The following is an 8,294-nucleotide window of genomic DNA, read 5'->3' on the forward strand; positions in this document are numbered from 1 at the left end:
GCGCGGATGCTCGACGCCTATGACGATCTCTACCGCCACGTCCTGACCGAAGCACGCGCCGCGTGACCCGGCCGCCGCGCGTCCTCCACCTGTCGAGCCTCTATCCACCGCACATCGTTGGCGGGGCCGAGCGGTCGGTCAGTATGCTCGCCGAGGCGCAGGCGGCGGCGGGCTGGAGCGTCGCCGCCGCCTGCCTGACGCCGGGCGAAGCGGTCGAGGAAAGGCGCAACGGCGTCGAGGTCCATAGAATGCCGCACGGCAACGACTTCTGGCTGGAGGACTGGCTGAGCCACACCCCCCGCCAGCGCGAATGGGCGAAGTTCAAGCAGCAGGCCAATTTCGGCATCGAGCGGCGTTTCGGGGCGGTCATCGACCGCTTCCGGCCCGACGTCATCAACACCCATTCGCTGGTCGATATCTCGACTCGCGTCTGGCACGCGGCGGGGAAGCGCGGGGTGCCGGTGGTGCACACGCTGCGCGACTTCGACCTGCTGTGCGCGGCGAGTTCGATGTATCGCGAGACCGGCCCCTGCACTCACCGGCACCTCAAATGCCGCATCCTTACCTTCACCAAGCAGTTCGACCAGCGGCTGGTGACGGCGGTGACGGCGGTGGGCGCGGAGGTGCTGGCGCGGCACCTGCGCTACGGGTTCTTCGGCCATGTCGCGCCCGAGCGGCGGCAGGTGATCTGGAACACCGCAAGCGTCGACGGGATCGCAGCCAGTTACCAGAAGCCGCCGCTCTCCGGCCCGATCACCTTCGGCTATCTCGGCCGGATCAGCCCGGAAAAGGGCGTCGACACGCTGTTGAAAGCCGCGCGGCTGCTGCCGCCGACCGGCTGGCGGCTGTTGATCGCCGGCGCGGCGCTCGGGCCGATCGCACCCTATGAGGAGCTTGCGCGCGGATTACCGGTCGAGTTCGTCGGCTTCCAGAAACCCAAGGCGCTGTTCGACCGCATCGACCTGCTCGTCGCGCCATCCTTATGGGCGGAGCCGCTCGGCCGCACGGTGTTGGAGGCATACCAGGCGCATGTCCCGGTCATCGGCGCGCGCAGCGGCGGCATCGCTGAGATCATCGCCGACGACGCCTGGCTGGTGCCGCCCGGCGATGTGCAGGCCCTCGCCGATCGGATGAGGCGCGTGTTGGTCGAGGGCAGGCCGACGTCGCCGGCAGGGCGCGACCGGGTGGTCGCCCGGACCACGCCGGAGGCAGTGGCGGCGGCGTTCGCCGGCGTCTACGCCGACGTGCTGGGCCGCTCCGAACTGGTTCAGTAGGCACCCCTGCCGCTGAGCACGCTGCGCGCCGTGCCGATCAGCACTCGCGCATAGAGCTGCGGCGACATGCGCCGCGCCATCAGGCTGTCCATCGCCACCCGGCGGCGATAGCCGGTGTCGTTGCGGCCGCTGATCTGCCAGATGCCGGTGATGCCCGGCCGTACCGAGCAATAATCGACGAAGCGCCGGCCATAACGGGCCACCTCCGCCGCGACGATCGGGCGCGGGCCGACCAAACTCATCTCGCCGCGAAGGATATTGAACAGCTGCGGCAGCTCGTCGAGGCTGGTCTTGCGCAGGATACGGCCGATGGCGGTGACGCGCGGATCGTGACGCAGCTTCTGGTCGCGGTGCCACTCGGCCCGAGCCGCCGGGTCGCTCGCCAGCAACCGCGCCAGCCGGGCGTCGGCGTCGGGTGCCATCGACTGGAACTTGTAGCACAGGAAGGTCCGCCCATCCTTGCCATAGCGGCGATGGCCGTACAGCGGCGAGCCGCCACCCGTCAGCCCGATCAGCAGGGCAATCCCCAGCATCAATGGCGACAGCAGCATGAGGAGCAGAAACGCCGCCGTCACGTCAACGACCTTCAACGATCGACGGCCGTGATCAACAAGGGGTGAAAGATTGGGGATGCCGGTCATGGTTACTCACTCGTAAACGATAGACCAGTAACGCGGCTCGTCTCGCAAGTAGCCAGCCCGTCAGGCTGATTTCCGCAACTTGGGGCCGCAGCGCATCAAATGACGTGCTGATTTATGCTGCGACTGCGAAATCATAACATGCGTTGCAGTGGCTGCCGGCCAAATGCATCATTGGATGTGTCGGAAGAGCTGGAATCACTTGCTGCTGGCACTACCGCCAGTTCGGCGATGGGCAGCGACTAGCTGAAACTCGGGGCGGCCTGTCCGTCGAGCATCACGAAACAACGGCAAAAGCGGTGCGCGAGCATCAATGGAGGTTCTATGCCTGCAACATTCGCGTTGCGCAGCGTGGCGATGTGTCTAGCGATCGGGCTGTGCGCCTCGTCGCCGGCGCAGCAAGTGCCCGGGGATGGCGGGGCCTCGTCCGGGCGGACGATGCCCGATTTGCCCACCTATGCCTATGCCCTGTCCGGCGGCGATCGCGTGCGGGTGGTCGTCTTCGGCGATGCGAGCCTGGGCGGCGAGTTCACCATCAGCGGCTCCGGCTTCATCTCGCTGCCCTTGATCGGCGAGGTCGATGTGCGCGGGTTGACCTCGACGCAGCTGCAAGCACGCATCGCCGCGCGGCTGGCCGACGGCTACCTCAAGGATCCGCGCGTCGCGGTGGAGGTGCTGTCGACCCGGCCGTTCTACATTCTGGGCGAGGTCAACAAGCCCGGGCAATATCCCTTTGCCGACGGGCTGACCATGCTGGGCGCGGTCGCGCAGGCGGGCGGCTATACCTATCGCGCCAAGACCGGGCGAGCGTTCATCAAGCATGCCGGCCAGGACGTGGAGGTCAGCCGGCCGGTCACCGCAACCACCATGGTGGCTCCCGGCGACACCATCCGCATCAAGGAGCGCTGGTTTTGAGGCACGACGCTAAACGGCGTCTATGCGCCGCCCTGCCGTTGATCCTGGCCACCGGCTGGGCCGCCCCGGCAGCCGCGCAGCTGCTGCAGGACGCGCCCACCGTCGCGATACCGCCGCCGCCGCCGATCACCACCGCGCAGTCGGTGTTCGCGCGGCAACAGGAGGTCACCGTCGTCGACCGGATGCTCCCCGCCTTTTCGGCGCAGGGCACGAAGATCGGTGGCTTCGACGTCTTCCCCGCCCTGGCGATCGGGCCGCTCTATACCTCCAACATCTTCGCCAACAACGCCAACCGGCATGGCGACGTCGCCGTCGTCGTTCGGCCGGAGCTGACCGTGCGGACCAGCGCGGGGCCGTATCAGCTGGAGGCGTTCGGCCGCGGCGACCTGCGCCGCTATGCGAGCTACGGCAGCGAGAATACCGAGGAGGGACTTGGCGGCGTTGACGGCAGCGTCGCGATCGGTGCGCTCAGCAGCCTGTCCGCAGGGGCGAGCTATGGCTCGCTGATCGAGCCGCGCTATGCCGCCGACTCGCCGGTCGATGCCGCCCGTCCGCTCAGCTACACCAGCCTCGACGCCTTTGCCGGTGCCACCGTCGAAGGGGCCAGCACCCGCGTCATCCTGCGCGGCGACCTGTCGAGCCTTCGCTTCCGCGACGCGAGCAGGGTCGGTGGCGGCACCTTGTTGACGCGCGATCGCGACCGACGCCGCTACCAGGGCCTCGTCCGGGTCGAACGGTCGCTGAGCCCCGCCGTGTCGCTGTATGGCGCGGCGAGCGCCAACAAGATCGACTACAGCCTGCCGATCGCCGGCGTCGGCACCCGCGACTCCAAGGGGTACGGCATCTATGTCGGCTCCAGCTTCCAGGCGACGTCGCTGCTGCGCGGCGACGTTCGCATCGGTTACATCCGCCAGAACTTCGACCTTGCCGGCGTTCGCCCGCTGTCGGGGCTGGGCGCGCTGGGGACGCTGACCTTCTCGCCCACCCGGCTGTGGACCATCACCGCCCGGGGCGAGAGCAGCATCGAGGACAGCGGCGTGCCGGGCAGCGGCGGCTATCTGCATCGCGGCGGCTCGCTGCGCGCCGACAACGAACTGCGCCGCTACCTTATCGCCTCGATCGAGGGCGGTTATTTCCGCGACACCTATCGCGGCATCCAGCGGCGCGACAGCCTGCCCTATGCCGATGCCAGCGTGACCTACCTGTCGCGCAACCACTGGAACGCGCGGCTCGGCTATCGCTACCTCGCGCGCAGCTGCACCTGCTCCGTCGGCGTGACCGACTTCGACGATCATCGCGTCTCGGCGACGCTGACTTTTCAGATCTGACCGGAGCCCAGACCCATGGCCAGCCTTCCCGCCCCGTATGTTCCGCCGTCCGGCCTCCGCCAGATGCTCGTCCCGGCCGATCGGCCCGCGTCGGCGACCGGCGTGTTCGACCTCATCAAGACCTATCGCCGGCACCTTGCGCTGTTCCTGCTCGTCGCCGGCGCGATCATGCTGGTGGTGGTAGCCTTCACCCTGCTCCAGACACCCGGCTACACCGCCACGGCGACGCTGGTGATCGCGCCGCATCCGGCCGAGATCGGATCGGACCGGACGACCGCGCTGAGCGACCCCGCCGCCGATTCGAGCGTCGACACCCAGGTCGAGCTGCTGAAGAGCCGGACGCTGGCCGGGCTGGTCGTCGATCGGCTCGGCCTGACCGGCGATGCGCGCTTCGACGACCTGATCCGCGCGCCCTCGCTGCGCGACCGCGTGCCGTTCCTCGCCGCATCGACCACGCCGGTCGCGCTCGCCAGCCGCCGCGACGCCGCGATCGAGCGGCTGCTGCAGGTGCTGGAGGTTCACCGCACCGCGCAGACCTTCGCGCTCTCCATCGGGTTCGCCCATCACGACCGCCGCCTGGCGACCGCGATCGTCAACACCTTCGCCAGCGAGTTCGTCGCCCAGTCCACCTCCGTCAAGCGCGAGGGCTCCCAGTCCGCCGATGGCCTGCTCCGCGGCCAGCTCGACGGCGCCCGCCGCGAGGTCGAGGCCGCCGACGGCGCGCTCGGCCGCTACAAGGTGGCGCACAACCTGATGAGCGTGCAGGGCGGCACCATCGCCGAGCAGCAATTGTCGTCGCTCGACGGCCAGGTCGCGCTGGCCAAGGCCGGCGAGGCGGAAGCCACCGCGCGGCTGCAGACCGCGCGCCAGCAGCTGGCGCGCGGATCGTCCGGCGACGATCTGGGCGAGGCGCTGGGCTCGCCGGTGATCCAGCAGCTGCGCAGCCAGCGCGCGGTCGTCAGCGGCCAGGTCGCCGACCTGGGTGGCAAATACGGTCCCAAATATCCGCCGCTCGCCGCCGCGCAGCGACAGGTCGCCGATATCGACGCGCAGATCCAGGGCGAGATCAAGCGCACCATCTCCAACCTGGAGGCGCAGCGCGAGGTCGCGTCGCGGCGCACCGGCTCCCTGTCGGGCAGCGCCGGCGGCGCGCGTGCGCAGGTGGTCAACAACAACGTCGCCTCCATCGCGCTGGGCGGCCTGCAACTGCGCTCCGACACCGCGCACCAGAGCTATGCGGCTTTGCTTAACCGCCTCAACGAGATCGGCTCGCAGGCAGCGACGACCCAGTCCGACGCGCGGGTGGCGAGCTTCGCGGCGATCCCGATCAAGGCCAGCTCGCCCAACCTGCCGATCAACCTGCTGGTCGGCGCGCTGCTCGCCACCGCCGTCGGGCTGGGCGTCGTGTTCCTGCGCCAAGGCACCGATCGCGGCATCAGCACGCTGGAGGATGTCGAGGGCCGGCTGCAGCTTCCTTATCTGGCCGGGCTGCCGACGCTGGGCTCGGCGGTGCGCTACGTCGGCGGCAGCGATCCGATCAGCGCGCTCGTCGACCATAGCGGCTCGGCCTATGCCGAGGGCTTCCGCAATCTCGCCGCCTCGGTGCTGCAGGCGGCGGGCGAGGGCAAGGTGCGGACGATCGCGCTGACCTCGGCCTTGCCCAACGAGGGCAAGACGACGGCGGCGATCGGGCTGGCGCGGGTGGTGGCGATGGGCGGTGCCAAGGTCGTGCTGGTCGACGCCGACATGCGCCGCCCCAGCATCGCCAACGCGCTCGGCCTGCGCCCCGCCGTCGGTTTGCAACAGGTGCTGGAGGGCGAAGCGGACCTCGACGAGGCGCTGGTGCGCGACACCGATTCGCCGCTCACCATCCTGCCGATGCTGCGCTCGGGGCCGACCGGCACGACGGCGCTGAGCGACGGCAGCTTCGACGCGCTGATCGAGCAATTGAAGCACCGGTTCGACGTCGTGATCTTCGACGCCTCGCCGGTGCTGCCGGTGGTCGACGGCCGGCTGGTGGCCAAGAAGGCGGATGCGACGGTGTTGCTGGTCCGCTGGCGCAAGACCCCCGATGCAGCGGTGGAGATGGCGATCCACCTCCTCCAGTCGCTCGGCGTCAAGATGACCGGCGTGGCGCTCAGCCGCGTCGACCTCAAGGCGCTGTCGCGTTCCGGCTATGGCGACCCTGCCCAGTTCATGGGGTCGTACAGCAGCTATTACACCAATTGACGGTCGTGGCATTGCCGAACGGCGATCCCCGCGGCAGCGGCCGGGCGCTCAGCACCGAGCTGCTGCTCCACCGCCTGCGCGGCCTCAACCCGCTGGGGCCGCGGGAGATCGAGCTTGTCCTGTCGCTGGGCGAGCAGCCCAAGCACCATGCCGCCGGCACCACCATCTGCCCACATGAGGACGGCAGCCCGCATCCGCGCCTGATCATCGGCGGCTGGGCGTGCCGGCCGCGCGTCATGCTCGACGGCCGCCGCCAGATGCTGGGCCTGCTGCTGCCCGGCGATATGATGGGCGATCGCGGCGAGCGGCGACCGCTGGCGCTCAATCCGGTGATCGCGCTGACGCCGTTGCGCACGATCGGCGTCGGCCCGCTGGTGCAGGCGGTGCGGACCTGCCCGGACGACTATCCCGGCCTGACCCGCGCGCTGACCGCGATCGACCGGGCGGAAGAGACGGCGCTGCTCGATCACATCGTCCGCCTGGGCTGCCAGAGCGCGCGGCAGCGCATCTGCCATCTGCTGCTCGAACTCTACCAGCGGCTGTCGGCGATAGGCTTCGTCCACAACGACGCATATCCGATGCCGCTGACCCAGGACACGCTGGGCGAGGCGCTCGGCCTCAGCCTCGTGCACGTCAACCGGGTGGTGTCGCAGCTTCGTCGCGAGCGGCTGGTGCTGATCCGCAACGGCGTCGTCACGATCGAGGATTTCCCGCGGCTGGCGCTGCTCGCCGATCGGGTAGACCCGACCCGCGAGGGCGTCGCGGCCTGAAGGAGGGGGCCGGAGCGCTGACGCCGCTGGTCCGCCCGCTGCCGGCGGGCGACGGGCCCTGGCTCCTCGACGGCGGGATGCGGCTGGCGATCGGCCAAGCGGCCGATCGTCAAAATCTGACCGTTCTCATCGCCCCCGATGGTACGCCTGCGTCGATCAGCCGGAGCATGGCGGCAGGCCGATGCGCGGTCGTTGTCGGCCCGGCGGGATCGGTCGGCCTCGACATCGAGACGATCGCGCGCATCGAGCTGAATGCGACCTCGCAGGATAGCTGGCTGGCACCAGACGAGCGCTCGCTCATCGACGGCGCGAAGGCCCCCGCGATGGAGCTGGCGTGCCGCTGGGTCCTCAAGGAAGCCTATGGCAAGGCGCTGGGCGTCGGCCTGGCGTTGCCGCTGGACCAGCTGTCCTTCCGGTCGCGCCGCGGCGGGGTCAGCCTTGAGGGAGCAGCCGCTCCGCCCCGCAGCGACGGCTGGGCCTTCCGGCTCTACCGCCATGCCGACCTGATCGTCGGGCTCGCCGCTCGGGCCGACCGTCAGGCGGCGATGCCGTTCGCCCCCGTTGGCAGGAAGCCGCCGACGCCGCTGCTCGACAGGTAGAGCGCCTTCAGCACCTGCGCATTGGTGCGCGTGAACGGGATCGGGCGGCTGTCGGCATCGAGCAGGTTGGAACTGGCTCCGTTCGCGCCGGCCAAGGTCTGGTCGCCGACATCGCTGCCGTCGAACGCGGCGAGCATCGTGCCCGCGCCGGTCAGCACCGTGCCAATCGACGAGTCGGCGCTCGCCTGGTCGTCGAGCAGCGAGCGGATCAGCCCGCCATGATAGATGGCATCGGCCAGTTGCGACTGGAGGACGGCCTGGTCGGCCGGATCGCTGCTCTGCGCCAGCAGGGTGCGATAGGCCGCCGCCACGGCGTTCTCGACGAAGAAGGCGCCGATCAGGAAGTTGGCGTCGCTGGCGTAAGGGTCGAAGCCAGCGCCTGCCCCCGCGACGCCGGCACCGCGCGCGGCGACGGAGAAGGCACCGGTGGAGCTTGCCGACAGGTCGAGTTGCGGCTGGGCGGCGGTCAGCGCGCCGATGCGGCCGCGCAGCGCGACCACATGCGCCTGCTTGTCGTCGGCCAGCTCGGCGGCATGGGCGG

General features: G+C 69.7%; 8 protein-coding genes. 6 read left to right on the top strand and 2 right to left on the bottom strand.

Annotated elements, in window-relative coordinates; translation table 11 throughout:
• Positions 1-62 precede the first annotated feature (62 nt).
• Positions 63-1,274, top strand: a complete 1,212-nt coding sequence (locus HUU96_RS07490) for a glycosyltransferase family 4 protein (RefSeq protein ID WP_174292212.1) — start codon at positions 63-65, stop codon at positions 1,272-1,274.
• Here HUU96_RS07490 and HUU96_RS07495 read toward each other — a convergent pair.
• On the bottom strand, positions 1,268-1,849 hold the full coding sequence (locus tag HUU96_RS07495) for a sugar transferase (protein WP_254605095.1): 582 nt from the start codon (positions 1,847-1,849) through the stop codon (positions 1,268-1,270). The genes HUU96_RS07490 and HUU96_RS07495 overlap by 7 nt on opposite strands.
• Before the next feature lie 501 nt (positions 1,850-2,350).
• On the opposite strand from HUU96_RS07495, the gene HUU96_RS07500 reads away from it, so the two are divergent.
• The 5 genes from HUU96_RS07500 (at position 2,351) to HUU96_RS07520 (ending at position 7,753) form a co-directional block, all read left to right on the top strand.
• Positions 2,351-2,827, top strand: coding sequence for a polysaccharide biosynthesis/export family protein (locus HUU96_RS07500; RefSeq protein ID WP_254605097.1), 477 nt, complete (start codon positions 2,351-2,353; stop codon positions 2,825-2,827).
• A 38-nt stretch (positions 2,828-2,865) separates the two neighbouring features.
• A complete protein-coding gene (locus tag HUU96_RS07505; RefSeq protein WP_174292214.1) occupies positions 2,866-4,155 on the top strand; it encodes an outer membrane beta-barrel protein in 1,290 nt (429 codons plus the stop codon).
• A gap of 15 nt (positions 4,156-4,170) precedes the next feature.
• A complete protein-coding gene (locus HUU96_RS07510; RefSeq protein WP_174292215.1) occupies positions 4,171-6,384 on the top strand; it encodes a GumC family protein in 2,214 nt (737 codons plus the stop codon).
• Positions 6,385-6,389: 5 nt separating this feature from the next.
• Positions 6,390-7,154 (top strand): Crp/Fnr family transcriptional regulator, encoded by a 765-nt coding sequence (locus HUU96_RS07515; RefSeq protein ID WP_174292216.1) that lies wholly within the window; start codon positions 6,390-6,392, stop codon positions 7,152-7,154.
• A gap of 167 nt (positions 7,155-7,321) precedes the next feature.
• Entirely contained in the window at positions 7,322-7,753 is a 432-nt protein-coding gene (locus HUU96_RS07520) for a 4'-phosphopantetheinyl transferase family protein (protein WP_174292217.1), read from the top strand.
• On the opposite strand, the gene HUU96_RS07525 is transcribed toward HUU96_RS07520, so the two are convergent.
• Positions 7,690-8,294 (bottom strand): ferritin-like domain-containing protein (locus HUU96_RS07525; protein ID WP_174292218.1); only part of this gene is annotated, 605 nt, incomplete at its 5' end. The two genes, HUU96_RS07520 and HUU96_RS07525, sit on opposite strands and share 64 nt — an antisense overlap.

The sequence above is a fragment of the Sphingomonas bacterium genome (assembly GCF_903644135.1).
Lineage (GTDB): Bacteria > Pseudomonadota > Alphaproteobacteria > Sphingomonadales > Sphingomonadaceae > Sphingomonas.